Genomic DNA, 24,509 nt, shown 5'->3' with positions numbered 1-24,509 from the left:
CCCAGCCTTGAGCCGCCCAACTCTCCGGTCGCGAATGACCGGTATTTTCTCTCCCGCGAGGCGCCCATGACGATCATCTATGGCTTTGACCCTTCGAAATCCACCGGCTGGTGCGTCTACGATCCAGATCAGCAGAAGGCCGATCGGAACTTCTCCCACATCAAATGCGGCGTCTTCCAGATGCCGGAGAAGAGCGACCACTACTACACCGGCGATCAGATCGGCTTGAAAGTCGCAGCGCTCATCCGCGAGCATGGAAGGCCAGATTGGGTCGTGCTCGAGGAGCAGTCGCTCGCCAAGATCGGCAACACCAGCGCAGACGCCATGCTCTATCCGTGGATCGCGACGACGGCCATTGTCTCGACCATCGCCAATTTCGGAATTCCCTACGGCACTCTGCCGCCGGCCACCTGGCGCAAGAGCTTCTACGGCCAAACTTTCAAGCCGCCGCTCGACAACAAGGGCAAGAAGGACTGGAAGAGCGCCGCGGTGTCCGAATGCGAGCGCATCGGCATCAAGCTCCCCACGCAGAAGGCGCTTGCCCATAACGCAGCGGAGGCCTGCGCTCTGGCGATCTGCTGGGGCGTCCGCGAGATGAAGATCCACGCCGGCCGGTACCAGCAGCCCCTCATGGATTTGCGCATGCAGCGGAACGAGAGGGCGGTGGCATGACGGTAACCGCTTCAAAATATGCCCGCGCCGAAAACGATCTTTACCAGACAGAGCCATGGGTGACCGAAGCGCTACTGCGGCACTTTCCGGTGGATTGGATGACTGTATGGGAACCGGCGGCCGGCAACCACCTGATGGCGGATGTCCTGAAGGAAAAGGCCGACGCCGTCTACACTTCCGACATCGCTGTCTATGGCAGAGAGCATGACTCCATCTATGACTTCTTGAAGCCTCATGGCGTGTGGCCGGATGTGTCGGCCATCATCACCAATCCCCCCTATGGCAAAGGGAACCGCCAAGCGAGGCTGTTCGCAGAATACGCGCTGACCCGTTGCAAGGGCCTTGTGGCACTCCTCCTCACAGCAAAATTCGACTTCGGAAATACCCGCGGTCACCTGTTCAGCCAGAACCCACGTTTCGCCGCCAAGATCACCCTCGTCGATCGCATCAGTTGGACGCTCGACGGTGTCACCGGCACCGAAGACCATGCCTGGTACGTTTGGACGGAAAGGCCACGCCTGCCGCGCTCGCCTGTCATCCTCTACGCCGGGAGAGCCTCGTGAACGAATTGCCAAATCGCCGCGACTTCATGGACAAGATCACCGAGGACGATATCTTCGAAGCCGAGAGAACGGTTCTCGCCTGCATCCTCGCTTCCAATGATCTGCTTTCGGAATGCGGCCTCGAGTGGTCGGACTTTGTCGAAGGGCTGCATCAGACCATCTTCGACAAGATCAATTCCATTGTCGCCAGCCACCAGATCGCCGATCCGGTATCAATCAAGCCGTTCCTTCCGCTCGCCATTCCCAAGCTTCCTTATTCGCCGTCCGAATACGTCGAGAATCTTTTCTTGATGGGCTCCGCCACGCATCGAAGATCCATGTTCGAACGGGCGGTGCAGACCATCAAGAGCACGACACTCGCCCGAGAACTGCAGCGCGAGGCGGAATTCGCCGTCAGCGTTGCGAAGGAAGGGCATACCCTTCTGACCCTCGGGGATGAGATCGAACAACTCGAGGGGCGGTTACGTGAGTTGCGCGCCAGGTTCTCCGAGACGACGGCGATCGCGTCTCCCGGCTCTTCTTATCTGTCGGCCTTTCAGGCGTCCGCCAAGCGCGATGGCCTGATAGGCGTTCCCATCGCCCTGCCTGAGATCGCCCGCGTCCTGTCGGAGCCGGTGTTCGAAGCTGGCAACCTCTACGGGCTTCTGTCGAGCTCGGGAGAAGGAAAATCTTCCCTGACGATGCAGCTCATCCACCACGCGGTGCGCGAGGGCCACCCGGTTCTGTTCCTCTCCTACGACCAATCTGCCGCCCAATGCGTGCGTCAGATGATCTCCCAGGTTCATCAGATCAGCGGCAGGCAGCAGCGGGAGCCGATGCGGCTCATGTCTCAGTCCGAGCAGGAACGGTGCATCTCGTTTGCCAACTGGATCAGCGGCCAACCATTCGAAATCATCCGATGCCAGCGTGAAGGCGTGGATAGGCTCATGGCCTACGCCAGACGGTTCATCAAGAAGCAAAGCAACGGCAAGACGCCATTCATCGTGCTCGACCACATCGGCAAGGTGAAACCGAAGAATGACAAGCTCTCGGCAGACCGCATCTCGGGTGACGTGACGGTCGAATTCAAGGCGCTGGCCGATGAAGTCGCCGCATCCGTCCTCATCCTCAACCAGAGGAACGGAGAGAGCGGCAAGCGGCAGAACCCGCGGCCGATCGCCAAAGACCTCTATGGCGGCGAGAACGCGCGCGCCGACTATGACGCCGTGATCACTCTCTACCGGCCGGAAAAATACAAGAAGGAAATGGAGAAGGTCGCCGCCACCGCCCAGGATTGGAAGGTGATCAACACCGTCTTCGGGTCGGAAATCGAGGGCGTTGCCGAGATTGCCGCGATCAAGGTCAGGTGGGGTGATCCTACCATCGTCGAGCGCGTCAATTTCGACGCTGCTTTCACCCGCTACGTCTCCATCGTCCCAGAACGTGAAAAGGAATTGTTTTAATGGCGCGCAAAATGCTCGTTGCTGATCTTCTCTGCGGCGCCGGCGGCTCGTCGACCGGTGCGCAGCGCGCGCTTTCCGAGCTTGGCCTGGAAATGGAATTGGTCTGCGTCAATCATTGGCCGGTGGCGATCGACACCCACCAACGCAACCATCCAGAGGCCCGGCACTTCGTTCAGGACATCTCGACCGTGCGCCCGCATATCCTGGTCCCTGAAGGCTACCTTGACCTCCTGATGGCGTCTCCGACCTGCACGCATCATTCCGTTGCGCGCGGCGGCAAGCCGACCAGCGACCAGCAGCGCAGCGACCCGTGGCACATCATCACCTGGCTGACCGAGCTTCGCGTGAAGCGGATCATCATCGAAAACGTCTGGGAGTTCATCGGCTGGGGCCCGGTCAACATGAAGACTGGCCGGCCGATTGCATCGAGGAAGGGCGAATATTTCCATGCCTGGACGGAAACGCTTAGGCGCCTCGGTTTCGAACTGGAGTGGCGCAAGCTGAACGCCGCCGACTATGGGGACGCGACCACGCGTCAGCGCTTCATCCTCATGGGGAGATCCGACGGCCGCAAGATCCATTGGCCAATGCCGACCCACCGAAAGCGCGACGAGGTCAACGCCGATCTATTCTCTGCCGCAAAGCCGTGGCGTCCGGCGCGCGAGATCATCGATTGGCAGATCAAGGGCCGGTCGATCTTCAACCGCAAGAAGCCGCTGGCGCCGAAGACCCTGGCCCGCATCTATGCCGGCGCTCAGAAGTTCGGGTGGCCCGAACCCTATCTCGTCATCCTCCGCAACCACATGTCCGCGCAGGGGATGGACCAGCCCCTGCCGACCATAGCCGCCAATGGCACGCATATCGGCATCGCGGAGCCGGTGATCGTCTCTCCTAGACACGGCAAAGAAGGGGCCGGGCCGCGCCCCCGCGGTGTAGAGCAGCCGTTGCCCACGATCACTGCGGGCGGCAGCCAAATGGCCGTGGCGGAGCCGGTCATCGTGAACATGAAAGGCCAATCCACGGCGACCTCGTCGAGCGAACCTCTCCCGACCCAGACGTCCCACGCCGGCCACCTCTATGCTGCCGAGCCGATCATCATGAACGGGCGCAAGGGCAACAAGGCCGAAGGCGTTTCTGAAGGCCTCATACCCACGCTCGACACCAAGGGCGGCGTCTGGCTGGCAGAGCCGATGGTTCTTTCCCAGCACAACAGCGGCGCGCCCCGGTCTACGGATGACCCGCTGCCGACCATCACGACCGGCGGCGCGGCGAATGAGGAAAGGCCTGGCTGTGCCCGTCCCATGCTGGTGACGGTGGCCCACGGCAACGATGCACGTGAGCGCGATCCGAACTGGCGCCGATCGCATGACATCGAACAGCCGCTTGGGGCCATCCACGGCGACGGCGGCTCCTACGCGGTAATAGAGCCGTTCGTCCTGTCGCAGGCGTCAGGCGGTTCACCTCGCGGCGTCAGCGAGCCCATCCCGACCCAGACGACCGGGGGCAATGGCGCTGCGCACGCGCTGATCTCGCCTTACTACGGCTCGGGCTCCGGTGAGACCTGCAATCATGTCGACGATGCGCTGCCGACCATAACCAGCAAAGGCCGTTTCGGCATGGTGGTGCCGGTCACCAATTCAAACGGCGGAGCGACGGCGCGAAACATCGATGTTGACCCGGTCCCCACCATGACCACAGCAAAGGGCGGAGAGTTCGCGTTCATCGCGGCACAGTTCGGCGAGCGGGAAGGCCAAGCGCCGCGCGTCCACGATATCAACCAACCCACCCCGACGATCGCGGCAACAGGCCATATCAACTTCGTTGAGGCCGGGCCGGAATACGACATCCTCTTCCGCATGCTCGAGCCGCACGAACTGGCCGCCGCCATGGGCTTCAATACCGAAGAGGCGACCTATGAGTTCGCCGGCACCAAGACCGAGAAAATCAAGCAGATCGGCAATGCCGTTTCGGTGGCAAAGATGAAGGCGTGCGTCGGAGCGATCATGGCCGACGCGGCTCCGAAGCAAAAACCCAAGCCCGAAGCCGAATATCTGGAGGCAGCAGAATGAACCAGTCCGCAGCGATCGCCATCGGCACCATCAACGGCTGGGAAGGCCATTACCGGCCAGTCTGGTCGGCGAAATTCCGCACCGTGCAGGTAAAGGGCCGGCCGGCATATTTCAAAACCCCTGAAGCGGCTGAATGCGCCGCCTGGCGCGTGCTGTATTCGTTGGAACAACGAGTGATGAAGAGGGACGGAGAGGTAGTCTTTGCGGCCAAGAGCCAAGCTGAGCGGATTTTTCGCAATGGAAAAGTCACCGAGATCGAACGCCGGGGAGCATCAGCATGAGAAGGATTGAACGCATATGCTCGATTTCTGACTGCGGTAAGAGGCGTCACGGCAGCCGCTACTGTCGTGCTCATTACGATCGATTGCGCAAGTATGGTGACCCGCTCGGCGGCGGAACATTCCAAGGCGAACCGCTTCGCTTTATCCACGAAGTTGCCCTTCATCATGTCGGCGACGATTGTCTTACATGGCCATTTGGTAGGAATACTAGCGGCTATGGACAGGTCTGGAACGGAGGAAAGCCCTTTGTCGTCTCCCGCTACGTCTGCGAATTGGTTCACGGCGCTCCGCCAACACCCGAGCACGAAGCCGCACACTCATGCGGCAAGGGCAGCCAAGGATGTATTTCGCCTGGGCACCTATCGTGGAAGACACCGGCAGATAACAATGCAGACAGGCTGCTTCACGGCACGCACAACCGAGGTGAACGAAGTGGGGTGGCAAAGCTTACAGAGGTAGATGTCCTCGAAATCATCGCCCTCAAGGGAAAAGAAACGCAGACCAAACTAGCGAAGCGGTTCGGCGTGGCGATTGGGACTATTGCGAATATCCATGTAGGCAGAAATTGGGCTTGGCTGTCCGAAGCCTCCAAGGAGATTGGTGCATGACCATCCAATCTCAATCCTTCGACGTCGCCACCTACCTATCCGAGGGATGGGCTCGCCGGCAGCGCCTCCTGAACCCGCCGAATGCGATCGATAAGCAGAAGGCTATCCCGGCCCCCAAACCCACCGAACGCCCGCCAGTGAGGCTCGTATGGAGCGATGCGGACAGGTTCGATGCGCACGTCACTGCCTACCGTGTCTCATCGGCCTTCGCGAAGACGCCGAGGGAATATTTAGGGCGCCGGTCTTTGGAACTTGGGTTCACGGCTGATGAGATCGTAGCACCTTTCAACTTATTCCCCTTTGCGATGGCTCGCCGGATGCTGTCTTGGGAATTGCGGGAAAAATTCGGCCTCAAGGAACTGCAGATCAGCCGCATTCTGAAGCGCGATCACAGTTGCGTCTACAAAACATTCAAAGGCCAGAGGCCAACGGAAGATCAGACATCGATGCGTCTCGTTCTGGAACCTGGAATGACGTTCATGCGCTCATTGGAGTGGGCCTATCGTGGCGGCATGCTCTATAGCGAAATGAATGCCACCTATCGCGTTTCAGATCGTTCTATCCGCTTCATTGCCCGTCGCATGCATTGGCCGAGGAGGGGGAAGAGCGCGCCATGACCGAACTGTTCTGGACAGAGGAGCGGATCGCCAAGGCAGAGCAGCTTTGGAGTGAAGGCCTGACGGCCCGTGCCATTGCTGAGGTGGTGGGTTCGACGAAGAACACTGTCATCAGCATGGCACATCGTAACCGCCCACGTTTCCCTGAAAGGCAGAAACATCGGGAGCCGGTTGCTTATGAGGTTCCTCCGAAAGTCTTTCATCCTGATCGCGTGAAGCGGATCACGGTATCAGGGGCTGAAGTCACAATGCCGCGCGTTCCGACCATAGACGGTCCGGCGCCGATCATCCTGCAGATTCCAACGGGGGGGATTACGCAATGACGGAGCCGCAGACCGTTCATATGACCCGCCGGGAATTGGAAGTCCTCAACCTTCTATGCGAAGGCAAGACCGCGGAGGAGATGAGCGCGATCCTCTCCCTGTCGACGCATACCGTTCGGACCTATCAGGCGAGGATGAAGGAGAAGGCCGACGTCTACAAGGATACCGCGCTCGTGGCGTTCGCTTTTCGGAATGGATTAGTGAAATGATCGATCCGCGCGTCTCCTCCCTTTGCGAAGAATACGGCATACGCATCGTTGACGGTCGGGCGTACCCTGGCATTCGGGAGACGCGCGCTGTCACCACGATGGAACGGATTCTCAACTCCAAGGGGGAAGGCCATTTCCGCATGGTGCTCGTCACGTTGGCGGAAACCGAGAACAATGCGGCCTACCTCGATAAATTCCTCTGGTGGGCCTGTAGCGACCTCGTGGAGACCTATCACCATCTGGTGGAGGAACATACCAGCGAATGGCTCAAAGCCTTTGACGCGGCTCCTGTGGGCGAACTGCAGTATATTGCCAGACCATTGAAGCATCAGCGTTACGCCCTCGTCGGGATGCTGGCCGAGCGCATTGCCATAGCCTTCGGCCCAAGGGCGACACAACCGGACCTATTCAGCGACAGGAGAGTATCGTGAACAAGACCGAGATCGCAGACCTCTTCATCAAGGCGGCATGGATCGACGGCCGGCTTCCTATCAACGCCAGCCCGAAGCGGCTCAAAGGCTCATGGGTTCCCTTCGTCCACACCGAGGAAGACGTGAAGTCGCGGATCAAGACCGGCGTCAGCTTCGGGGAGTTCCGCGAGCAGCTGCACGCCGACGACAATCCCTTCGAAGACTGGGTGCAGAAGTGGTGGGACGAGGAGAACCAGCGGCTGAAACCCGACGACCTTGCGACATGGGAACGAGCAAACGAACTGATCGTTCTGGTCTCCGACGAAGGCAACCGACGCGCTCTATGGGCATGGGCTCGGGCAAAGATCGGCAAGCTCGATGCTCAGCAAACCAAGATCCGCATCGGATCAAAGAAGCTCGGACGGCAAAAGCTTAAGTTCCACAAGCGCACGAGGAAGGATGTCTCCTTCGCCGCATGGTGCAAGTCGGAAGGCATCCACGAGATGACTGGTTCGCGTCGAAAGGATCGGGCAATTGCTGTTATAGAACAGCATCTTGTTCGGGGAAGCTCACCCAATAACGTAAGTAGCCCTTTCGGGGTGTTGCCTGTTGGTGAGGTTTTCGAGCATATTTCAGACATGATCGGAGCCGGATCGGTTAGCGAAGAAGGCCTGCGGTCAATCATGGATGATACAGCCTTCAGCCCGATCGGTGTTCTCGAAGCGAGAGACTTTTCTTGGTCTGAGGCAAGAAATCAGGCACGGCGGGAGCGCGAGGAGCGCAGGCGTCAGGCCGCATAGACAGCTACACGCGGGTGTAGCCTACCGCCTGCCATAACCGAAGCCTTGCGTTCTACGTGGGGTATTGATGTAGGATCTGGTGGGCGGTGCCAATTGCATTAATCGTTCGGGAGCGCGTTGCGCGTGAGGCTTCGGCCTCCCCGGCGTCCAGAAGCACCGGGAGCGCTATACCCGGAGAGACGTGGAAGTCGTCTCGTCAGCCCCGTCAGCAATGGCGGGGTTTTCCATTTGGAGAGTGACAATGCATCCTTCGACATACGAATACCTTCTGCCGACCGAAGAGCAGAAGGCCGCAATGGCAAAGCTTCGTGAAGCTGCCGCAGTCTATGGTATGGCTCTCGCTGAGATCCTGCCTGACGGCCCAGATAAGACGTTCGTCATCCGCAACCATCGCTCCAACGCCATGTGGGCCAACGTCGCCGTCACCCGCCATCCTGACGGCACGCCGCGAGACTGACATGCACCTCTTGCGCACCCAATACTGGCACTGCCGCATAGGCAAGATCCGCCTGAAGATCGGCGCCAAGCTGGTTTGTGAAGATCCCTGCGTTTGGTGAGGAGAGCGAGATGAGCCACACAGTCATCATCGATGAAGACTACCGCGGCCAGCAGCTCGAAAACCGGCTTAACGCCGTCATCCGCCATTGCAAGATCGGGAAGGTTACGCGCAAATACGTCGCGCCCACTGGCCTTATCCCAGGCGGCGTCATCCTTCCGGCTCTCGATGACTATTTCACATGGAATCCAGCGCAAGCGGGCGGCTATGTCCAGACCACGAGCAGCGGGGACGTTCCTTTGGTGCCTTCTCACGGCGTGCTTTTGTAGAAAATTCATATCGCTCATTAGCCGCGAAATGGCACCGGCCCACCGGCCGGATAAAGCCTCTCTGAAATAATATTCCACACCGCTGCGGCGGTACTCCTGCCGGGCCCAACCAGCGACCAGATGACAAGGCCATGCTCGTATCGAAGAGGAACACCGGCGCCGTAGCGGGCAAGCTCATTACCGGTGCAAGCAGGCAAGCTGGGCTAAATTCCAATTCCGGCAAGACCGGATGACGCGGGCGCCTTGAGCGCCTTTTTCTTTGCAACCGAAAGGAAAATCACCAATGTCCGGTCTTCTCACCAATGGCGTGCCCTCGATCGGCCCGCTCTACGGCTCGGAAAAAACCCTGCTCGACACGACCAATGCCACCGGCTCTCTGCCAATCACTGCAGCGGCATCCCTGGTGCATCTGGCTGCCGTCATGAACATGCTCGCCAACAACGTCAGCGCCACCCCGGTCTCCGGCACCCGCTATTATGTCTCGACATCGATCGGCGTTGCCCAGCAGATCACCGGCGTCCAGTTCCTGATCGGCGCGACCGGCGGCACGGACAATGCGATCGTCGAGCTTCACGACTCCACCGGCGCACTGGTCGCCACCTCGGCAACGGCCGGCACTCTGGTCGGCACCGCCGGCACCTATCAGCGCATCGCCTTCACGGCGCCCTACAATGCCCAGCCCGGCACCTACTTCATCGCCCTGCAGCTCAACGGCACCACGGCCCGCTTTGCCCAGTACAACGCGCCGTCCACGCCGCTGCTCACCGGCTCGGCAACCGGTACGTTCGGCACCGGCGCTGCAATCACCCCGCCGACGACCTACACCGCTGCTCGCGGCCCGGTCGCGCTGCTGTACTGATCCATCAATCGGCGCCGACATAGCCGACACAGGTTGCGCAACGGGTTGGCGGGGTGTCGGCCCCGCCTTCCTCCCCATCCTTCCGACAAAGGATCTCAATATGTACGCAAGACGCTGGGGCGACAATGATCGCCACCTCGGGCCATTCCTGTTTGCCATCGATCGGAAATACAAACACCTCGCGCTGCTCATCAGCTCCGGCGGTGATGACGATGACGAGGGCGGATGCTTTGCCCGGTTCAGCTGCTACGGCTTCACCCTGATTGTCAGCCTGCCGCAGATAATCAAGCCCCATTCGGAGTGGGTGGATCTGACCGGCCAGCATTGGGCGCATGTCCGTCCAGACGGTCGACAGGGCTACACACAGACGGACGAACGCGTCTTCGGCTTCTCCTATAGCGAAGGCTTTCTGCAGCTGAAGCTCGGACGCTCGACCGGCGACAGCACTACAGACCGCAGCAAGGGCTATTTCCTGCCGTGGACGCAGTGGCGCTTCGTTCGTCACAGCCTCTATGACCTGTCAGGCGGCCACTTCTGGACTGAGCAGCAGCGCAAGCCCGGCGAGCGATACGACTTCGAGCCGGCCCGTCGAGCAAAGGAAGAATGCCCGGCGCGCACATTCGCCTTCAAAGATTTCGACGGCGAGGACCTGAAGGCAGTTACGCGCATCGAAGAGCGGGAATGGAAGTTCGGCGAGGGCTACTTCAAATGGCTCTCGCTCTTCCGACCCGCCAAGATCCGACGCTCTCTCGATATCGAATTCTCGGGCGAGACAGGGCGCCGCAAGGGTTCATGGAAGGGTGGCACCATGGGCCATTCGATCGACATGAAGCCGGGCGAACTCCATGAGGCGGCATTCCGTCGCTACTGCGCCCAGAACAACATGACGTTTGAAGGTTGAGCCATTGCCGGTCCTTCGCAACTCAAAGCATGAGGCGTTTGCTCAAGCCCTTGCGAAGGGTGGCACCGCTGACGACGCTTATGCATCCGCCGGCTTCTCGCCCCACCGCAGCAATGCCGCCAGGCTGAGCGCAAAAGATAGCATCCGAGCCCGAGTTGCCGAGATCAAGTCCAGAGTGGCCGACAAAGCCGAATGGAGCGCCGCTGACAGGCTTATCGCTCTCAAGGCTATCTATGATGCCTCCGCCAAGGATGATCGCCGTACGGCCATCTCTGCCATTGCAGAGGCGAACAAGATGCAGGGCAGCTATGCCCCATCGAAACATCAGCACACCGGCGCCAATGGCGGCCCGATCCAGACAGTCGATCTCTCGCACCTGAGTGAAGATGACCTCTCGCGCCTCGAAACTATCCTCGGTCCGATTGCCGGTACCGCCGGCGATGATGATGAAGGCGATACGGGAGGAGAGAGCTAGACGGGCTGCTACCGCTGAACGGCAGAGGATTGCCCAGGACGCGGAAATCATTCGTGCGCGATGCCAGACCTTGGAAGGCTTCATACAGGAGTTCTGGCCTATCCTTGAGCCTAAGCGAGAGCTTCGGTTCGGATGGGCTCTCCGGGCGATGTGCAAGCATCTGGAGGCCGTGACAGCCGGGCAGATCCAGTTTCTGCTGATCACAGTGCCTCCTGGCATGATGAAGTCGCTGCTGTTGGTATTCTGGACCGCGTGGGAGTGGGGGCCATGTGAGCGCCCCGACATTCAGGTGTTGGCCACCTCCTACAGCCAGCTCAACATCTTCCGCGACAACATCAAGCTTCGCCGGATCATCGAGAGCGCGAAGTTCCAGACGCTCTGGCCACTGAAGCTCCGGGACGACCAGAACGCAAAGGGGAAATTCGAGAACGTCGGCAACGGCTTCAGCGAAGCTCGCCCTTTCGGCTCCATGACAGGCGGTCGTGGCGACCGCGTGAAGATAGACGACCCGCATTCGACCGAGACGGCCGAGAGCGATACCGAGCGCGCCAATGGCGTTCGTATCTTCCGAGAGGGTATCTCGGACCGCCTGAACGATGTGACCAAATCGGCGATCGCCATCATCATGCAGCGCCTGCACATGCAGGACGTAGCCGGCGTGGCGCTTGAGCTTGATATTGGATTCATCCATCTCAACCTGCCGATGGAGTTCGAGTCGGAGCGCATCGTCGGGGGCAAGAAGACCGGCGGCCCGTGCCGGACCTATGTCGATGGCAAGCTGTTCTTTGAAGATCCTCGCAAGGTCGAAGGCGAACTGCTCTTTCCCGAGCGCTTCCCTCGCGACGAGGTCGAGCGGCTCAAGAAGAGCAAGGGCACATATGCTTGGGCCGGCCAGTACCAGCAGCGCCCGTCGCCTCGTGATGGCGGCATGTTCAAGCGCGAATGGTTCGCCGACAACATGATTGACCAGGCGCAGCCCGGAACTGTCTGGGTTCGTCATTGGGACCTTGCCGCCAGCGCGCGCAGCACCTCGGCAAGGACCGCAGGCGTGAAGATGGGTAGGCAGCCAGACGGAACGTTTGTCGTCGCTCATGTCGCCAAGGATCGAGCCGAAGGCCACGCAGTTCGCCTGTTGATCTCGACCACCGCTGAGATCGACGGGAAGGGCGTCTACATCAGCCTGCCGCAAGATCCTGGTCAGGCGGGCAAGGTGCAGGCTCAGGACTACGTCAAGATGCTGGCAGGCTATACGGTGAAAGCTGAGCCCGAAAGTGGCGACAAGGTGATCCGAGCCGAGCCATACGCCGCTCAATGCGAGGCCGGCAACGTCTACCTGATCCGCGGCGCATGGAATGACGACTACCTCGACGAGCTCTGCATGTTCCCCGGTGGAGCGCTGAAGGACCAGGTCGACGCCAGTTCCGGCGCCTTCGGGCGACTGCTGAGCATCTCGGCCGCTCCCAAGGTCAACCTGCCCGCAAAGACAAACCTGAAACTGCCGCCGGCTTCGGCGGCGCAATCATGGATGAAGTGATGGCCCCTCGCGACAAGCTTTCCGAAGACGAAAAGATCGTCAAGGAGGCCAAGGAACGCGCCGAGTTGTGCTCGACATGGGAGTCCGACGCCCGCAAGCGGTTCATCGAGGACACCAAGTTCGCCAATGGGGATTCCGACAACCGCTGGCAATGGGATGACGCAGTTGTCAGCGCCCGTGATGGCAAGCCCTGCCTCACGATCAACAAGACGCAGCAGCACAACTTCCAGATCGTCAACGACGCCAAGCAGAACAAGCCCGGTGTTAACATCCGGCCGGTCGGGGATGGGGCGACCTATGAAGCAGCCGAGGTCTTCGAGGGGGTTGTCCGCCACATCGAATACCAGTCCAACGCCGAGCAGGCCTATGACACGGCTTCCGAGCATCAGGTGGAAGGCGGCATCGGCTACTGGCGCATCGTCACCGACTATGTGTCGGAAGAGAGCTTCGATCAGGAAATCTTCATCCGCCGGGTGAAGAACCCGCTGTCGATCTATCTGGACAAGGATATCTCCGAAGCCGATGGGTCCGATGCCCGCTATGGCTTCGTGTTCGAGGACGTGCCGCGCAAGCAGTTCGAGGCCGAGTATCCAGACCACAAGGATGCCGCGGACGTCGCTTTGAATGCCGGCGATACCTGGGTCACCGAAGACACGATCAAGATCTGCGAATATTACCGCAAGGAGCAGAAGAAAGACGAGCTCCTCGCCTTCATCGTGCCGATGCCTTACCAGGAAGCCGGCCAGCAGATCATCGTCCGCAAGTCCAAGATGGACGATAACCAGAAAGCCATCTTCGCACTGGTGGAGAAGGCCGAGGATACTCAGCGCCGCGAGATCCTGACCGACGAGATCACCTGGTACAAGATCGCCGGCAGCACGGTTATCGACAGCCGCCCATGGCTCGGGAAGTACGTCCCGATCGTCCGCGTCATCGGCAAGGAGACGGTGATCGAGGGCAAGCTTGATCGCAAGGGCCATACGCGGGCGCAGAAAGACCCGCAGCGCATGTATAACTACTGGGCTTCGGAAGGCACCGCACAGGTCGCGCTTCAGTCGAAGAGCCCGTATATCGCGCCGGCGCAGGCCATTGAAGGGCTCGAGACCTACTGGGCAAAGAGCAACGTCGATAACGCCGCCGTGCTGCCCTACAATGCGCTGACAGACACGGGGCAGCCCATTCCCCCGCCGCAGCGCCAGCAGCCGCCACAGATGGCCTCCGCCTATATCCAGGGCATGCAGCTCTCCCAAGAGCAGATGATGATGTCCTCGGGGCAGTATCAGTCGCAGTTCGGGCAAAACGAGAACGCCACATCGGGCAAGGCGATCAATGAGCGCCAGCGCCAGGGCGACACGGCCACGTATCATTTCATCGACAACCTGGCGATCGCCATCCGCTTCACCGGCAAGATCCTGATCGATCTCATCCCGAAGATCTACGATACCAAGCGGGTGATCAAGATCATGGCGAAGGATGGCGAGGAGTCAGATGTCACGATCGATCCGAGCCAGCCCGACGCCCATCAGAAGGTCGAGCAGGAAGAGCAGAAGGCATCGGTGATCTTCAACCCGACCGTCGGGCGCTATGAAGTCCAGTCGGATGTCGGCCCCGGCTATGCCACCCGTCGGCAGGAAGCGTTCAACGCGATGACGCAGATCGCATCGCAGAACCAGCAGTTCATGAACGTGGCCGGTGACCTGATGTTCAAGGCTGCCGACTTCCCGATGGCTGATGAACTTGCAGAGCGGTGGGCAAAGACCATCCCGGCAGCGATCAAGGGCGATGGTCCTCCTCCCGAGGTCCAGCAGATGCAGCAGCAGATGCAGGCGATGCAGAACGCCATAGCGGCCTTGAACGAGAAGCTGAACGACAAGTCCGACGAGATACGGATCAAGGAATACGACGCCGACACCAAGCGGCTTTCGGCCATCGGCAATTCTGGGCCGGCGATCACGCCAGATCAGGTCCGTCCGATCTTCATCCAACTCATGGCGGAAATGCTGCAGGGCGGTTCACCGGAGCCCACCAGCGAGCAACAGCCGCAACCGGCGCCGCAGATGCAGCCGCCGGCGAACGCCGCCTGACGACGCGCAGAAAGGGCAAGCCATACCATGCTTCTCCAGATCCGAGCCGGCGAAGTGCCGAAGCTCATCAAGCACACGGCCCAGGAAATCGCCGGGGCGTTCTACGACATGCACCGCACCGATCAGTTCAGGGCTCAGGCCGGATCGCAGCGGCAGTTCGTCCGGCGCTACTGGACCGATCACATCCCGGTGGCGATCGAGTGCCTGACCGGCGTCCTCGCGCTGCCGGGCACGTCGGAGCACGAGAAGGAAGCCATCTACGATGCCCTGACGCTCTTTCAGGAACGGTCGAGCGCCGGCACACCATCACTTTCCATGAGGACCCTTCAATGAAAAAGCCAGCATCGATGAAGCCGGTTGCCAAGGCCGGCGGATCTCCGAAGGCCGCTCCGGCGAAAACGGTTTCGAAGTCGTCTGGCTCGAAAGGCCTGTCTGTCAGCCCGTCCTATGCCGCCGAAGACAAGCGGTGGAAGACCGAAGACGCGATGCGCACACTGATGCGCGCCGAGGAACTGAAGAAGGACCGGGGCCTGATGCGCGACGTCGAGGCATTGGCCAAGGAACAGGCGCAGAAGCTCTCTGGCCTTTGCGGAAAGGCAGGGAAGTAAATGGCAACCGTAGGCGTAGCGCTGACATCGGTCAGCAACAAAGCAAGTTCTGGCCTCAATGCGGTGATGCCGTCCGCTGATGCAGAGCCGACACTTTCGACGACCGTCGCTTCAAGCGCGGCGTCAGCACAGGCTTCGATCACTTGCCCGGATGATGGCCGCCAGCACTATTGGATCATCACAGCGCTCGGTAATGTATGGGTGGCTTTCGGAACCAATCCAACGGCGGTCGCTGGAACCCACTACCTCGTCCCGGCGGGCGCTACCCGCGACTGGGCTGCAAAGCCTGGCCAGAAGTGCGCCGTGGTGGACGCAAGCTGATGGCCTTCTCCGGTATCGGCAACACAGCCCGCGCGATGGGCGTCCAGAAGCGGCAACCGCAGCCGATCGACGATCGCATGGAAGAGGTCCAGCAGCTCGCCTATGACGCTGAGCGCTGGCCGCACTGCATGGACGTCAAGACCAGTTCCCGACACAGCGGGTAATCTGTGGCTCCGTACCTGTGCGGCACACAGGGCTCTCGACATGGTGAAACATGGACAACTCTCTGACGGCCACGCAGGGCCAGCCGGAAGGCGAAGCTGCGGCCAATCCGGGTAACGAAGCAGCACCGGAGCTGAACAATGACGAACTCAATACAGACGCCGGCCAAGGTGAAAACACCGAAGGCGGCGAAGGTGAAGGACAAGGCTCCGAAGCCACAGCCGGCGCCGAAGAACAGCAGCAGCCCGAAACTCCCAAGCCGCAGCAGAAAAAGCCGCTGTCATGGGAAATGAAGCGTATCCACGAGGAGACGAACAAGCGTCGGGAAGCCGAACAGCGCGCTCGTGAACTCGAGGCGGAACTCGCTCGCGCTCGCGGCGGAGCAGCACCAACCGAAACCCCGGCAGATGGCACCCCGCCATCCATCGAAGAAATCCGCCGGCAGGAACGGGAAGCCATCCGACGCGAGGAAACAGTCAACGCCGAGATCGCAAGGCGAAACGCCGCCTGCAACGCCACCTTCGAAAAGGGTGTCGCCGATATCCCCGACTTCGACGATGCTCGCGTCTCTCTGGTCTCGGCCTTCGGGCACGAGATCAACACCAAGCCGGAATTCCTCGATGCGATCACCGAACTCGACAACGGCCATCAGGTCTTTGCCGAACTCGGCCGCAACCCGGCAGAGGCGGAGCGCATCCTGTCTCTGTCGCCGGTGAAGATGGCGCTGGAGATCGCGCGAATGGGCGACAAGCTCGCAAAGCCTGCCACACCCGCACCGAAGCCAATTTCCAAGGTTCCCCCGCCGGTGACGCCGGTCGGAGGATCGGCGAAAACCACGACTGCCATCGATGATCCTGACGTTGATCAGGAAACATGGAGCAGGGACTACCACGCGATGATGGCGAAGAAACTGAAGCGCTGATCATCGCAACCGCATGAACCTGACCCGGCAGGCAATCCGGGGCTCTTTCGGTCACTGGTCCGATATCCAGGCATCGCCCAGCATGGAATACGCGGCACTCGGGCTCCGCAAGCACATCGCAGCGAAAGGACTGCGATCCCTCTCCCAGCACGGCCACAGGGCCATAGCTTCAAGGAACCCGAAACATGGCAAATTCGATCCTCACGATCGACATGATCACGCGCGCCGCGGTGTCGCTGTTCAAAAACTCCAACATGTTCATCCAGAACATCGACACGCAGTACGATTCGCAGTTCGCGGTCGACGGCGCCAAGATCGGCGACAGCCTGCGCATCCGCCTGCCGAACGACTTCACGGTCCGTACCGGCACGGCGCTCCAGGCGCAGGACACTTCCGAAAAATACACCTCCCTGCCGCTTTCCACCCAGCAGGGCGTTGACGTGTCGTTCAGCACCGCCGAGCGCACGATGAAATTGGACGACTATTCCGAGCGCGTCCTGATGCCGATGATCAACAACCTCGCCGGCGCTGTCGCTCTCAACGTCATGTCGTCCGTCGAAGGCAACGTCTGCAACTTCGTCTCCAACACCGACGGCTCGGGCAACATCATCTCGCCCACCGCCGACACGGTTCTCCAGGCGAAGTCCGCTCTGGAATCCAACTCTGCGCCGCAGATGCCCGGCCGCAAGATCGTCATGGACGAATACACGGAAGCCCGTGTCGTCTCGACGCTCTCCGGTCTCTTCAATCCGTCGCAGGAGGTCTCCCAGCAGTACCGCACCGGCTCCATGAAGAACGCGCTGTCGTTCGATTGGTACATGGACCAGACCGTCATCAAGCACACCTCCGGCACCTTCACGGCCGGCACGGTGAACGGCGCCGGCCAGTCCGGCAACACGCTGACCGTCAATGCCATCACCGGCACGCTGACCAAGGGCGACATCATCACCATTGCCGGCGTCTATGCCGTCAACCGCGTGACGAAGCAGTCCACCGGCAAGCTTCGCCAATTCGTGGTGACAGCTGACGTCGCCAGCGGCGCGACTTCTGTCCCGATCTACCCGGCCATCGTGCCGAGCTCGGGCGGCCAGGCGGTGCAGTACCAGACCGTGGTGGATTCCCCGGCCAACGCTGCAGCCCTCGCTCTCGCCAGCAAGCCGAGCGAGATCTACCGCAAGAACATCGCCTACGCACCGGAAGCCGTCACCATGGCCACGGCCGACCTCGTCCTGCCGAAGGGCGTCCACGAGGCCGCACGTCGCCAGCAGGATGGCATCTCCATGCGCATGATCACCGCCTACGTGGTCGGCACCGATCAGCTCGCCACCCGCCTCGACGTCATCTACGGATGGACGTGGCCGCGTGGTGAGTGGGGTGTCGTCGTAGCTGACCGCGTATAGCGATTTACTTTCGCTATAAAACCATGATAAAACAATGATCTAGAAATAGAGAGGTTTGTCATGGGTTTCAAGGTCGATATCACTGGAGAACGCTTCGGCAATTGGAGCGTTCTCCGCTTCCACGAGAGCAGAGGGAAGATGCCTTATTGGCTTTGCCGCTGCGATTGTGGGACTGAAAAGAGCGTATGGGCGGCCGATCTCAAGAGAGGCATGTCCAAAAGCTGCGGGTGCTTAGCGAAGGCACTCCAAACAGAGAGGCAGACGACGCACGGTCTAAGCCGACATCCCGCGTATCGTAGTTGGGTTTACATGCATGCCCGGTGCGAGAACGAGAACAACGACAGCTTTTATCTTTACGGTGCCCGCGGCATCTCTGTGTGCGAACGCTGGAGATCTTTCGAGGCGTTCTGGGAAGACATGGGCCCGACGTGGAAAGACGGCCTCTCGATTGAACGTGTGGAAGTAAACGGGAACTACGAGCCCGGAAACTGCACATGGGCAACGGCGAAGGAACAGGCCGACAATCGGCGGGACAGCCGGCTGATCGACACGCCAGCAGGTCCGATGAAGGTGGATGAAGCCTCGAAGAAGTATGGGGTTCCCATTCCCACGCTTCGATCTCGCATCCGCTACGGATGGACCGACCCACGGAAAATGGTTCGTCCTCCTCGGAAGACTAGCCGCGTCTATGTCAGACGCAAAAGGGACGGATAATGTCCACGATCTACCTCAAGCTCAACAAAGGGGGGCGGTCTTCGGGCCGCCCTTCGCGTGAATACCCGAAGCTCCTCTACAACCGCCTGACCGGTGTTTCTCGATCGGTTGATACCATCGAGGAAGAGCAAGCTCTTGGCCCGGATTGGGGCGAGGCACAGCCCGACGTCAGATATCCGAAGGCAACCGACCAATGACAGAATTCCAGGAATACCCGAAGATGCTCTACCACCCGAAGACGGGCGAGCAGGTGATCGTGCGGGATGCCGATCGCGAAAGTGAGCAGCTTGAGGCATGGGGCGTCTCTGAGCCTCCGAAGCTGGAACTGCGCTCCGGCGCCGACAATGAAGGGGAGGGCGCCCCGAAGCCGAAGGCTGCTCCCAAGCCCAAAGCCACCCGCGCCCCGAAGCCGAAGGCTGCTAACTGATGACCACGGCCCGCGATCTGATCAATGATGCGCTGAAGGATGCCGGCGCCATCGGCGTGGGCCAGACGGCGCTTGCCGAGGACATCAACGACGGCCTGAAGCGGCTGAATGCGATGATGGCGCAATGGTCGCGCCAGCGCTGGCTTGTCTATCACCTGATCGACGTGGCTTTCCAGGCAGACGGGTCGCTGAACTATTCCATAGGATCGGGCGGCGATCTCAACTATCCCCGTCCGGATCGCGTGGAAGCCGCGTTCTTCCGGCAGGTAGTCGGCGTGCCGGGCAATCAGGTGGATTATCCGCTGGATATCCTCAATTCCCGCGAGGATTACAACCAGATCGCCCTCAAGAGCATGGATTCCTTCCCGGCCTGCCTGTTCTACGACTCCGGCTATCCCTTGGGGTACGTCTACATCTGGCCGGTGCCCTCGAACCAGTATGAGATCCACCTCTCGCTCAAGGCCACGCTCACGGCATTCGCGAGCCTCAATTCCGAGGTCAATCTTCCTCCGGAATATGAGGAGGCACTGCGCGTCAACCTCGCTGTCAGGCTGAAGGTGAAATACCAGATGCCGATGGACCCGCAGCTTATCGGCCTGGCGAAGAGCGCGCTGAACGTCATCCGCAACTCGAATGCGCAGATCCCGTCGCTGCAGATGCCGCGCGATCTGGTGAGGGGCGGCAGCAACTATAATATTTTTGCCGACCGGTACGACCCATGAGCGATTTTATCAGAATTCCCCTCACTAAGGGGCGCGAAGCCATCATCGATGCGGAAGACTACGCCATTGTCATGGGCGCTGCCAGATCGTGGCATGCTTGCCCGCAGGGGAAGAACCATTATGCGCAAGCTCGAGCTCTCGTCACTCATCAGGTTCTGATGATGCATAGGGTTATCATGCACGCTCCGAAAGGGCTTGTGGTCGACCACATCAATCATGACACACTCGACAATCGAAAGACCAATTTGCGCATCGTGACGAGGCAGCAGAACCAATGCAACGTCCTTCCAAGGCAAGGAAACCATTCGCGGTTTAAAGGGGTCTGCTTGAACAAGCGCGTCAATCTATGGGTGGCATACATCAATGCCCACGGTAAACGCACCTATCTCGGGTATTACCACCATGAGGAAGATGCGGCCCGCGCATATGACGCCGCCTCCTTGTCGCTTCACGGCGAATATGGCCATCGGAACTTCGCGTAATGGCCAGTTCGCCAACCAGGTCGTCCCGGCTACCGCTGCTCGGCGGGGCATACCAGTCCCGCAGCCTTATCGCGGCCGCCCAGCGGTGCGTCAACCTCTACCCGGAGCAGAATCCGCCCGAGGGAACGCCGCCGGTGCCGGTCACCCATTACCCGACGCCGGGGCTGCGCAAGGTCTCGCAGTCGCCGACCATCGGTCGGATGCGGGCGACCTATCGAGCAACCGACGGCAAGCTCTACGCCGCGGTCAACGGCCCATCGGGAACGGTCATCTATGCGATCTCCGATACCTTCGGTTGGACCGCTCTCGGAACGGTTCCGATCGGCCTCAACCCGCTGATCTTCGCCGACAATGGCCTGGCAATCGTCATCGTCGATGGGACAGCGACCAGCTATGCCATCGACATGTCGTCGTCGGCTTTCGGGACGATCTCGGCGACGAACTTCTACGGCGGGACGTGGGTGACCTATCTGGACACCTATTTCATCCTCAACCGGCCCGGCACGGCGCAATTCTATATCTCGGTGTCGAACGTCACCTATGCCATGCTGATCGGTGGGACAGGGTTTGACGCGCTCGACATCGCCGCCAAGACCGGATCGGCCGATGACGTCGTGGCGGTGGCCGCGATCCATGGCGAGCTGTGGCTGATCGGTGAATTGACGTCGGAGATCTGGGCCAACACCGGAGCCGCGGATTTCACCTTCGGCCGCATCCAGGGCGCGTTCTGCGATCATGGCTGTGCCGCTCCATACTCCCTGTCTCAGCAGGATATCTATCTGTTCTGGCTGGCGATGGACCGGCAGGGAAAGGCGGTCGTGGTTCGCTCCGATGGCTATGGCGTCAAGCGCATCTCCACCCACGCGATCGAGGCCGATATCCAGGGCTACAACGTCATTTCGGACGGGATCGGCTATTGCCACCAGATCGACGGCCACGCCTTTTATGTCCTGACCTTCCCGGATGCCAATAGGACATGGGCCTATGAACTCGCCACCGGACAATGGCATGAGCGGGCATCGATCGACGGCAACGGCAATCTCGCCCGGCATCGGGGTAACTGCTTCGCCTTCGCCTATAATCAGGGGCTTGTCGGCGACTATCAGAACGGCGCGCTCTACGTCTACGATCAGTCCTTCTATCTCGACGGCACTGTTCCGATCCCGCGCATTCGGACTTTCCCGCATGTCGTCAACAACGGCAAGCGCGTCCAGTACAACCAGTTCGTCGCCGATATCGAGGTCGGGCAGACCGGCGGCAACATGACCAGCGATCCATGGAAGCTCTCCCTTCGGTGGAGCGATAACCGAGGCGCCTCCTTCGGCAATCCGGTAATCCAGTCCATGGGCTCCGGCGGCCAGCATCTGATATCGCCGCAATGGCGCAGTCTTGGCAACGCTCGAGATCGGGTGTTCGAACTCTCCTGGTCGGCGCCGGTGAAAACCAGCCTGAACGGGGCGTGGATCGAAACCACGGCGCTCGCCACATGACCACGCCGATCGTCCCGAACTCAAACCAGCCGCTTGTCGATGGAGGCGGTTTCGTCACTCCGGTATGGCAGCGCTTCTTTGGGGCTCTCCTGGGCTCACCAGCAGCGATATCGGCCGTTGCAGTGTCTGCATCCCCGACGAGCTTCACCGCCTCTCAGCGGGGCACTGTGGGGATTTCCGGCGGGACATTGACGGCGGTCACCCTCACGAGGGCCGGAACAGTCGTCGCTCTCGGCACCACGCGTACTATCGCGGTCGCCAATGGCGATGTGGTGACGGTTACCTATTCGGTCGCTCCGACCATCAACTTCATCCCGCTTTGAGGTCCTATGAGATATTTCCAGCAGCTTGCAGCCGGTGTGAACGTCACCCCGCTGATGAACGCCCTGCAGCGCCAGCCGGAGCTCTGGGACGCGAACCCGATCAGGACGCAGCATCCCGGCACCGCACATGCCGAGGTTTCGGATATCCTGGTATTCTTCAATTCGCTCGACCAGATGGCCGAGGGGATCATCAACGACAAGGAAGTGATCCCGTTCCCGGCATGGGAGAAGCTTCCGCAGCTGCGCTCGATGATCTTCGATCTCATGCGCACCGTGGAAGGCATCCAGCTCGGCCGTGTCATCATCACCAAGCTGCCGCCGGGCAAGACGATCACGCCGCATGTCGATCAGGGCGCGCCAGCCGAGTGGTTTCACCGCTACCAGATCGCGCTTCAGAGCCTGCCTGGTGCGCTCTTCCATATCGGCGATGAGACCGTGAATTTCAGGTCAGGCGATGTCTACATGATCGACAATCGCACCGAGCACTCTGTCGAAAATTTCTCGAAAGACGATCGCATAGTCTGCATCGTTGATATCAGGTGCGCATGATGATCGTCGCTTCTGTCGAAGAACTCACGCCTGAAACGCTGGAAGAGGCCAAGCCGCTGCTGCCGGCGCACTACGATGAACTGTCGGAGCACAAGCTTGCCGGCATCCCGCTTGATCCTCAGTACGGGCTCTATCTCGCCCGCGCGGCGGCAGGGCAGGTGCTCTATGTGACGCTACGGGAAGAGGGACGACTGATCGGCTATCTCGTCTCCTTCGTGGCGCCCGGCATGCACTATCAGTCATGCCTCACGGCGACCGGGGATATCTTCTTCGTCTATCCCACCCGCCGCGGCCTTGAGGGCGGCAAGACGCTGTTCTCGGCATGGCTGAAGGAATGCAAGCGCCGCGGAATCCGGCTGGCGCAGATCGGCATGAAATCGAGACACGCCAAATACGTTCGGCCGATCCTTGAAGAGCTCGGCTTCTTCGAGACGGAAATCACGTTCTGGCAATTTCTGGACAAGGACTGAAGAGATGGTTGCAACCGCAGTCGTGGGCAGCGCTGTCGTCGGGGCAGGGGCATCGCTTGCCGGCTCGTCTATGCAGGCGAAGTCGACGCAGAAAGCATCCGATGTTCAGGAGCGTATGTACCAGCAGACCCGTGAGGATTTGCTGCCGTACAATACGGCCGGCCAAGACGCCACGAAGATGCTTTCCAACCGGCTCACGGAACTGACTTCGCCGATCGTCATGGATCAGGCAACGCTTGAAAAAACACCGGGTTACCAGTTCAACCTCACGCAGGGGCTGAAGTCCACGCAGAGCAGCGCGGCGGCGCGCGGGCTCGGCACATCGGGGGCGGCTCTCAAGGGCGCTGCGACCTTCGCGACCGGGCTGGCGGACTCGACGTACCAGAACCAGTTCAACAACGCGAATACCAACCAGACGAACGCCTATAACCGGCTGATAGGCCTTGCGTCTCTCGGCGAAAGTGCGGCCGCGCAGACCGGAGCCTATGCCACGCAGACGGGGCAGTCGATCGGCAACAATTTAATACAAGGGGGCAACGCTCAGGCAGCTGGTATAAATGGGGCGGCTAATGCCCTCACGAATGGAGTGAATTCGTACGCCAGCTATGACTACTTAAAGAGCGGGGGGATGTACGGCCGCTAGCTAGATCGCCCGTGGTTCTGGTGGTAGCCGTTTTCGCGTTCTGCGGCCTTCCTTGCTCTAACAGCGTCTGCTTTGGTTTGAAAGTAGCCAAGGCATTTTGTCTTGCTGCCAGCCTGGATGTATGCCGTCCATTGCGAATAAGCTTTGTAGAATACGACACCGGTTACACCGCTCTTGTTGTCGGATCGCCGCTTCTGGTTCTTTCGGTTTATGGTGCTGGTCGCCTCACGAAGATTGACGAATCGATTATCCGAGGGATCACCATTGATGTGGTCGATCTCATCAACCGGCCATGCGCCGGTCATCAAAAGCCATGCAACACGGTGGGCGTAGCATGCCTCATAGGCAATCCGGCCCATCCGATACCCGGCGTGCGTGGACCACGTAAAGGCTTCTTTGTTAGCGTACTTACCGTTCCATCGAGCAGCCCGGCACGATGCTGATCGTTCGCCATCAACGAAACTGGATATAGGCCGTTCTTTCCAGAACAGCTTGCCGGTTTCGGAATCGTACTTGAGAATTTCGCGCACTTGCGCATAGGTTGGCTTAGCCATTCGATCGCTCCATGATCGTTTCGGTTAGAGCGCCTCGTGATGTTTCCAGC

The 24,509-nt window shown here is 60.1% G+C and carries 34 protein-coding genes; 33 read left to right on the top strand and 1 reads right to left on the bottom strand.

The genetic code is table 11. The features are described from left to right. Positions 1–66: 66 nt before the first annotated feature. The 33 genes from FHX03_RS01840 to FHX03_RS01680 all read left to right on the top strand — a co-directional run bounded on the left by FHX03_RS01840 (position 67) and on the right by FHX03_RS01680 (position 23,905). Complete coding sequence (locus FHX03_RS01840) at positions 67–672, top strand: hypothetical protein (RefSeq protein WP_183852297.1); 606 nt, start codon at positions 67–69, stop codon at positions 670–672. Further along, positions 669–1,235 carry a hypothetical protein gene (locus FHX03_RS01835; protein ID WP_183852295.1) on the top strand — a complete coding sequence of 189 codons (567 nt, stop codon included), beginning with the start codon at positions 669–671 and terminating at the stop codon, positions 1,233–1,235. The genes FHX03_RS01840 and FHX03_RS01835 overlap by 4 nt, the downstream gene beginning before the upstream one ends. Further along, positions 1,232–2,677 carry a DnaB-like helicase C-terminal domain-containing protein gene (locus tag FHX03_RS01830; protein WP_183852293.1) on the top strand — a complete coding sequence of 482 codons (1,446 nt, stop codon included), beginning with the start codon at positions 1,232–1,234 and terminating at the stop codon, positions 2,675–2,677. The genes FHX03_RS01835 and FHX03_RS01830 overlap by 4 nt, the downstream gene beginning before the upstream one ends. Continuing rightward, positions 2,677–4,746 (top strand): DNA cytosine methyltransferase, encoded by a 2,070-nt coding sequence (locus FHX03_RS01825; RefSeq protein ID WP_183852291.1) that lies wholly within the window; start codon positions 2,677–2,679, stop codon positions 4,744–4,746. The genes FHX03_RS01830 and FHX03_RS01825 overlap by 1 nt, the downstream gene beginning before the upstream one ends. Beyond that, on the top strand, positions 4,743–5,027 hold the full coding sequence (locus FHX03_RS01820) for a hypothetical protein (protein WP_183852289.1): 285 nt from the start codon (positions 4,743–4,745) through the stop codon (positions 5,025–5,027). Before FHX03_RS01825 ends, FHX03_RS01820 begins: the two co-directional genes overlap by 4 nt. Next, positions 5,024–5,635 (top strand): hypothetical protein, encoded by a 612-nt coding sequence (locus tag FHX03_RS01815; RefSeq protein ID WP_183852287.1) that lies wholly within the window; start codon positions 5,024–5,026, stop codon positions 5,633–5,635. The genes FHX03_RS01820 and FHX03_RS01815 overlap by 4 nt, the downstream gene beginning before the upstream one ends. Next, positions 5,632–6,252 carry a hypothetical protein gene (locus tag FHX03_RS01810; protein WP_183852285.1) on the top strand — a complete coding sequence of 207 codons (621 nt, stop codon included), beginning with the start codon at positions 5,632–5,634 and terminating at the stop codon, positions 6,250–6,252. Before FHX03_RS01815 ends, FHX03_RS01810 begins: the two co-directional genes overlap by 4 nt. Then, positions 6,249–6,575, top strand: coding sequence for a GcrA family cell cycle regulator (locus FHX03_RS01805; protein WP_183852283.1), 327 nt, complete (start codon positions 6,249–6,251; stop codon positions 6,573–6,575). Before FHX03_RS01810 ends, FHX03_RS01805 begins: the two co-directional genes overlap by 4 nt. Next, on the top strand, positions 6,572–6,784 hold the full coding sequence (locus FHX03_RS01800) for a response regulator transcription factor (RefSeq protein WP_246699180.1): 213 nt from the start codon (positions 6,572–6,574) through the stop codon (positions 6,782–6,784). The genes FHX03_RS01805 and FHX03_RS01800 overlap by 4 nt, the downstream gene beginning before the upstream one ends. Beyond that, positions 6,781–7,215, top strand: coding sequence for a hypothetical protein (locus FHX03_RS01795; protein ID WP_183852281.1), 435 nt, complete (start codon positions 6,781–6,783; stop codon positions 7,213–7,215). The genes FHX03_RS01800 and FHX03_RS01795 overlap by 4 nt, the downstream gene beginning before the upstream one ends. Next, the gene (locus FHX03_RS01790) at positions 7,212–7,994 is read left to right on the top strand and encodes a hypothetical protein (RefSeq protein ID WP_183852279.1); all 783 of its coding nucleotides are present in this window, start codon (positions 7,212–7,214) and stop codon (positions 7,992–7,994) included. Before FHX03_RS01795 ends, FHX03_RS01790 begins: the two co-directional genes overlap by 4 nt. Positions 7,995–8,235: 241 nt before the next feature. Beyond that, positions 8,236–8,451, top strand: a complete 216-nt coding sequence (locus FHX03_RS01785) for a hypothetical protein (RefSeq protein WP_183852277.1) — start codon at positions 8,236–8,238, stop codon at positions 8,449–8,451. 110 nt (positions 8,452–8,561) lie between these two features. Continuing rightward, positions 8,562–8,819: a hypothetical protein gene (locus tag FHX03_RS01780; RefSeq protein WP_183852275.1), complete on the top strand. Its 258-nt coding sequence runs from the start codon at positions 8,562–8,564 to the stop codon at positions 8,817–8,819. A gap of 283 nt (positions 8,820–9,102) precedes the next feature. Further along, on the top strand, positions 9,103–9,678 hold the full coding sequence (locus FHX03_RS01775) for a hypothetical protein (protein ID WP_183852273.1): 576 nt from the start codon (positions 9,103–9,105) through the stop codon (positions 9,676–9,678). Between the two features lie 100 nt (positions 9,679–9,778). Then, complete coding sequence (locus FHX03_RS01770) at positions 9,779–10,579, top strand: hypothetical protein (protein WP_183852271.1); 801 nt, start codon at positions 9,779–9,781, stop codon at positions 10,577–10,579. 4 nt (positions 10,580–10,583) lie between these two features. Then, positions 10,584–11,054, top strand: coding sequence for a hypothetical protein (locus FHX03_RS01765; protein WP_183852968.1), 471 nt, complete (start codon positions 10,584–10,586; stop codon positions 11,052–11,054). Beyond that, positions 11,026–12,588, top strand: a complete 1,563-nt coding sequence (gene terL, locus FHX03_RS01760) for a phage terminase large subunit (RefSeq protein ID WP_312865329.1) — start codon at positions 11,026–11,028, stop codon at positions 12,586–12,588. Before FHX03_RS01765 ends, terL begins: the two co-directional genes overlap by 29 nt. Further along, positions 12,588–14,672 carry a portal protein gene (locus tag FHX03_RS01755; RefSeq protein ID WP_183852269.1) on the top strand — a complete coding sequence of 695 codons (2,085 nt, stop codon included), beginning with the start codon at positions 12,588–12,590 and terminating at the stop codon, positions 14,670–14,672. Before terL ends, FHX03_RS01755 begins: the two co-directional genes overlap by 1 nt. A 27-nt stretch (positions 14,673–14,699) precedes the next feature. Further along, complete coding sequence (locus tag FHX03_RS01750) at positions 14,700–15,005, top strand: hypothetical protein (protein ID WP_183852267.1); 306 nt, start codon at positions 14,700–14,702, stop codon at positions 15,003–15,005. Then, positions 15,002–15,280, top strand: coding sequence for a hypothetical protein (locus FHX03_RS01745; protein WP_183852265.1), 279 nt, complete (start codon positions 15,002–15,004; stop codon positions 15,278–15,280). The genes FHX03_RS01750 and FHX03_RS01745 overlap by 4 nt, the downstream gene beginning before the upstream one ends. Beyond that, positions 15,281–15,601, top strand: a complete 321-nt coding sequence (locus FHX03_RS01740; protein ID WP_183852263.1) for a hypothetical protein — start codon at positions 15,281–15,283, stop codon at positions 15,599–15,601. Next, complete coding sequence (locus FHX03_RS01735) at positions 15,601–15,765, top strand: hypothetical protein (protein ID WP_183852261.1); 165 nt, start codon at positions 15,601–15,603, stop codon at positions 15,763–15,765. The genes FHX03_RS01740 and FHX03_RS01735 overlap by 1 nt, the downstream gene beginning before the upstream one ends. 50 nt (positions 15,766–15,815) lie before the next feature. Then, complete coding sequence (locus FHX03_RS01730) at positions 15,816–16,685, top strand: hypothetical protein (protein WP_183852259.1); 870 nt, start codon at positions 15,816–15,818, stop codon at positions 16,683–16,685. Positions 16,686–16,870: 185 nt separating this feature from the next. Continuing rightward, the gene (locus FHX03_RS01725; RefSeq protein ID WP_183852257.1) at positions 16,871–18,085 is read left to right on the top strand and encodes a P22 phage major capsid protein family protein; all 1,215 of its coding nucleotides are present in this window, start codon (positions 16,871–16,873) and stop codon (positions 18,083–18,085) included. 713 nt (positions 18,086–18,798) lie between these two features. After that, on the top strand, positions 18,799–18,996 hold the full coding sequence (locus FHX03_RS01720) for a hypothetical protein (RefSeq protein ID WP_088940608.1): 198 nt from the start codon (positions 18,799–18,801) through the stop codon (positions 18,994–18,996). Beyond that, positions 18,993–19,226, top strand: a complete 234-nt coding sequence (locus tag FHX03_RS01715) for a hypothetical protein (RefSeq protein WP_183852254.1) — start codon at positions 18,993–18,995, stop codon at positions 19,224–19,226. Before FHX03_RS01720 ends, FHX03_RS01715 begins: the two co-directional genes overlap by 4 nt. Next, complete coding sequence (locus FHX03_RS01710; RefSeq protein ID WP_183852252.1) at positions 19,226–19,948, top strand: hypothetical protein; 723 nt, start codon at positions 19,226–19,228, stop codon at positions 19,946–19,948. Before FHX03_RS01715 ends, FHX03_RS01710 begins: the two co-directional genes overlap by 1 nt. Next, the gene (locus FHX03_RS01705; protein ID WP_183852250.1) at positions 19,945–20,430 is read left to right on the top strand and encodes an HNH endonuclease; all 486 of its coding nucleotides are present in this window, start codon (positions 19,945–19,947) and stop codon (positions 20,428–20,430) included. The genes FHX03_RS01710 and FHX03_RS01705 overlap by 4 nt, the downstream gene beginning before the upstream one ends. Beyond that, the gene (locus FHX03_RS01700; protein WP_183852249.1) at positions 20,430–21,920 is read left to right on the top strand and encodes a hypothetical protein; all 1,491 of its coding nucleotides are present in this window, start codon (positions 20,430–20,432) and stop codon (positions 21,918–21,920) included. Before FHX03_RS01705 ends, FHX03_RS01700 begins: the two co-directional genes overlap by 1 nt. Then, a complete protein-coding gene (locus tag FHX03_RS01695) occupies positions 21,917–22,243 on the top strand; it encodes a hypothetical protein (protein WP_183852247.1) in 327 nt (108 codons plus the stop codon). Before FHX03_RS01700 ends, FHX03_RS01695 begins: the two co-directional genes overlap by 4 nt. Before the next feature lie 6 nt (positions 22,244–22,249). Continuing rightward, positions 22,250–22,792 carry an aspartyl/asparaginyl beta-hydroxylase domain-containing protein gene (locus FHX03_RS01690; protein WP_183852245.1) on the top strand — a complete coding sequence of 181 codons (543 nt, stop codon included), beginning with the start codon at positions 22,250–22,252 and terminating at the stop codon, positions 22,790–22,792. Continuing rightward, the gene (locus FHX03_RS01685) at positions 22,792–23,262 is read left to right on the top strand and encodes a hypothetical protein (protein ID WP_183852242.1); all 471 of its coding nucleotides are present in this window, start codon (positions 22,792–22,794) and stop codon (positions 23,260–23,262) included. The genes FHX03_RS01690 and FHX03_RS01685 overlap by 1 nt, the downstream gene beginning before the upstream one ends. 4 nt (positions 23,263–23,266) lie before the next feature. Next, on the top strand, positions 23,267–23,905 hold the full coding sequence (locus FHX03_RS01680; RefSeq protein WP_183852240.1) for a DNA transfer protein p32: 639 nt from the start codon (positions 23,267–23,269) through the stop codon (positions 23,903–23,905). Here FHX03_RS01680 and FHX03_RS01675 read toward each other — a convergent pair. Then, a complete protein-coding gene (locus FHX03_RS01675) occupies positions 23,902–24,459 on the bottom strand; it encodes an HNH endonuclease (protein WP_183852238.1) in 558 nt (185 codons plus the stop codon). The genes FHX03_RS01680 and FHX03_RS01675 overlap by 4 nt on opposite strands. Between the last annotated feature and the right edge of the window lie 50 nt (positions 24,460–24,509).

It is taken from the genome of Rhizobium sp. BK456, assembly GCF_014194045.1.
Taxonomy (GTDB): Bacteria; Pseudomonadota; Alphaproteobacteria; order Rhizobiales; family Rhizobiaceae; genus Rhizobium; species Rhizobium redzepovicii.
This window is presented reverse-complemented; position numbering and strand designations above follow the sequence as displayed.

What these genes read in the sequence shown, in the direction of transcription:
- FHX03_RS01840 (WP_183852297.1), top strand. Translation starts at nt 67, where the DNA reads ATGACGATCATCTATGGCTTTGACCCTTCGAAATCCACCGGCTGGTGC.
- FHX03_RS01835 (WP_183852295.1), top strand. Translation starts at nt 669, where the DNA reads ATGACGGTAACCGCTTCAAAATATGCCCGCGCCGAAAACGATCTTTAC.
- FHX03_RS01825 (WP_183852291.1), top strand. Translation starts at nt 2,677, where the DNA reads ATGGCGCGCAAAATGCTCGTTGCTGATCTTCTCTGCGGCGCCGGCGGC.
- FHX03_RS01820 (WP_183852289.1), top strand. Translation starts at nt 4,743, where the DNA reads ATGAACCAGTCCGCAGCGATCGCCATCGGCACCATCAACGGCTGGGAA.
- FHX03_RS01815 (WP_183852287.1), top strand. Translation starts at nt 5,024, where the DNA reads ATGAGAAGGATTGAACGCATATGCTCGATTTCTGACTGCGGTAAGAGG.
- FHX03_RS01810 (WP_183852285.1), top strand. Translation starts at nt 5,632, where the DNA reads ATGACCATCCAATCTCAATCCTTCGACGTCGCCACCTACCTATCCGAG.
- FHX03_RS01805 (WP_183852283.1), top strand. Translation starts at nt 6,249, where the DNA reads ATGACCGAACTGTTCTGGACAGAGGAGCGGATCGCCAAGGCAGAGCAG.
- FHX03_RS01800 (WP_246699180.1), top strand. Translation starts at nt 6,572, where the DNA reads ATGACGGAGCCGCAGACCGTTCATATGACCCGCCGGGAATTGGAAGTC.
- FHX03_RS01795 (WP_183852281.1), top strand. Translation starts at nt 6,781, where the DNA reads ATGATCGATCCGCGCGTCTCCTCCCTTTGCGAAGAATACGGCATACGC.
- FHX03_RS01785 (WP_183852277.1), top strand. Translation starts at nt 8,236, where the DNA reads ATGCATCCTTCGACATACGAATACCTTCTGCCGACCGAAGAGCAGAAG.
- FHX03_RS01780 (WP_183852275.1), top strand. Translation starts at nt 8,562, where the DNA reads ATGAGCCACACAGTCATCATCGATGAAGACTACCGCGGCCAGCAGCTC.
- FHX03_RS01775 (WP_183852273.1), top strand. Translation starts at nt 9,103, where the DNA reads ATGTCCGGTCTTCTCACCAATGGCGTGCCCTCGATCGGCCCGCTCTAC.
- FHX03_RS01770 (WP_183852271.1), top strand. Translation starts at nt 9,779, where the DNA reads ATGTACGCAAGACGCTGGGGCGACAATGATCGCCACCTCGGGCCATTC.
- terL (WP_312865329.1), top strand. Translation starts at nt 11,026, where the DNA reads ATGAAGGCGATACGGGAGGAGAGAGCTAGACGGGCTGCTACCGCTGAA.
- FHX03_RS01755 (WP_183852269.1), top strand. Translation starts at nt 12,588, where the DNA reads ATGGCCCCTCGCGACAAGCTTTCCGAAGACGAAAAGATCGTCAAGGAG.
- FHX03_RS01750 (WP_183852267.1), top strand. Translation starts at nt 14,700, where the DNA reads ATGCTTCTCCAGATCCGAGCCGGCGAAGTGCCGAAGCTCATCAAGCAC.
- FHX03_RS01745 (WP_183852265.1), top strand. Translation starts at nt 15,002, where the DNA reads ATGAAAAAGCCAGCATCGATGAAGCCGGTTGCCAAGGCCGGCGGATCT.
- FHX03_RS01740 (WP_183852263.1), top strand. Translation starts at nt 15,281, where the DNA reads ATGGCAACCGTAGGCGTAGCGCTGACATCGGTCAGCAACAAAGCAAGT.
- FHX03_RS01735 (WP_183852261.1), top strand. Translation starts at nt 15,601, where the DNA reads ATGGCCTTCTCCGGTATCGGCAACACAGCCCGCGCGATGGGCGTCCAG.
- FHX03_RS01730 (WP_183852259.1), top strand. Translation starts at nt 15,816, where the DNA reads ATGGACAACTCTCTGACGGCCACGCAGGGCCAGCCGGAAGGCGAAGCT.
- FHX03_RS01725 (WP_183852257.1), top strand. Translation starts at nt 16,871, where the DNA reads ATGGCAAATTCGATCCTCACGATCGACATGATCACGCGCGCCGCGGTG.
- FHX03_RS01720 (WP_088940608.1), top strand. Translation starts at nt 18,799, where the DNA reads ATGTCCACGATCTACCTCAAGCTCAACAAAGGGGGGCGGTCTTCGGGC.
- FHX03_RS01715 (WP_183852254.1), top strand. Translation starts at nt 18,993, where the DNA reads ATGACAGAATTCCAGGAATACCCGAAGATGCTCTACCACCCGAAGACG.
- FHX03_RS01710 (WP_183852252.1), top strand. Translation starts at nt 19,226, where the DNA reads ATGACCACGGCCCGCGATCTGATCAATGATGCGCTGAAGGATGCCGGC.
- FHX03_RS01705 (WP_183852250.1), top strand. Translation starts at nt 19,945, where the DNA reads ATGAGCGATTTTATCAGAATTCCCCTCACTAAGGGGCGCGAAGCCATC.
- FHX03_RS01700 (WP_183852249.1), top strand. Translation starts at nt 20,430, where the DNA reads ATGGCCAGTTCGCCAACCAGGTCGTCCCGGCTACCGCTGCTCGGCGGG.
- FHX03_RS01695 (WP_183852247.1), top strand. Translation starts at nt 21,917, where the DNA reads ATGACCACGCCGATCGTCCCGAACTCAAACCAGCCGCTTGTCGATGGA.
- FHX03_RS01690 (WP_183852245.1), top strand. Translation starts at nt 22,250, where the DNA reads ATGAGATATTTCCAGCAGCTTGCAGCCGGTGTGAACGTCACCCCGCTG.
- FHX03_RS01685 (WP_183852242.1), top strand. Translation starts at nt 22,792, where the DNA reads ATGATCGTCGCTTCTGTCGAAGAACTCACGCCTGAAACGCTGGAAGAG.
- FHX03_RS01680 (WP_183852240.1), top strand. Translation starts at nt 23,267, where the DNA reads ATGGTTGCAACCGCAGTCGTGGGCAGCGCTGTCGTCGGGGCAGGGGCA.
- FHX03_RS01675 (WP_183852238.1), bottom strand. Translation starts at nt 24,459, where the DNA reads ATGGCTAAGCCAACCTATGCGCAAGTGCGCGAAATTCTCAAGTACGAT.